The organism is Pseudomonas sp. VEM90 (assembly GCF_054611535.1).
The window spans coordinates 1-1,118 of sequence record NZ_JBTRAR010000058.1; the positions used below are offsets into that span (position 1 = coordinate 1).

1 protein-coding gene is annotated in these 1,118 nt (G+C 58.4%); it reads right to left on the reverse strand.

The annotated features are described in order from the left end of the window. Window positions 1–1,118: hypothetical protein (locus ACYCCG_RS25980; protein ID WP_459672315.1), on the reverse strand; the 1,118-nt coding region annotated here is incomplete at both ends.

Genomic DNA, 1,118 nt, shown 5'->3' on the forward strand with positions numbered 1-1,118 from the left:
GGAACATGGAACTTGATGTCGATAGCCTGGGATTTCCAATCGACACTAACAGGCTCCAACGGCCGCCACTTTCCAGAGCGGCGAACCATCGTTTCGTACATGGCGCGCGATCGATACTCGCCAAGCAGCCAGGAGGCCTCATTGGTGAGATGCAGCACGTCCTCGACAGTCGGGAAGATGTAAGCCGGCGCTGCAAGCACCACGTCAGGCCGCTTTCTGCTCAACCGCCACTGCGACAGGGCGATGCTCATGTTGTCGAGGTCGTATTTTCGGTGTGCCGCTACCTGGTAGGTGAAGAGGTAGGGGCGAAACTTCTGGCCGGTAATGCCGACGATTTCTCGGGTCAGCCCGTCGAAGATCGCCATCATGTACTCGGCGTATTGGTACGCGGACTTGGTGGAGACTGTGGTGGTGTAGTTGCTTTCACCCTGGTCCCAGGTGTACGCCCACACCGAGTAGGTCTTACCCAGCTTCGTTGCAGCGGCCAGGCCATCGCGAACCGTTTGGATGGTTTTCTCGTAATAGCCTTCGCCAAGGGGGGCGGCTGACAACTGCTCAACCGACCGGCCGCCGCGGCCGGTTGCGGCCCCAACCATGATCCAGTCAGCCTCTGATTCACCATCAGCTACGGCACGGCGGACCAGGCCGTTACACAGGGCTGACACAGGCGTTTCGCCCTCATCACCAAAGTCCGATTCAACCAACGGAGCAAAGGTGTCAGGGGTATAGCCAGAGTCACCAGGTCTTGATTTCACACCGCTGGCCATCATGACGTTCTGATATTCCTGAACAGTCGAGATAGCAGGCTTTGCAAAATACCCGCGCGCGAGCGACTGACCATAGCCCAGCACCTGCTTGAAGTAGGTCCGGATCTGTTGATCCAGCAATGCCTCAGCAATCGGTGTCAGCGTGCCCTGAGCCGCAGGCAAGCCAAAGTAGGCGGTACCGGGCGCAATCCGACCGACAATGAAGCGGTTCTCGTCAGAGAACTCGATACCTTCCTCTTCCGTGGGCTGGAACGTCAGGCCGTTCACGAAGCTGCTCAGGGAGCCGAAACGAGCCACGATGAAGCCGTTAGGGTCGCTGACTTCCAGGCCATCGCCATTGTTCCTCAGCTG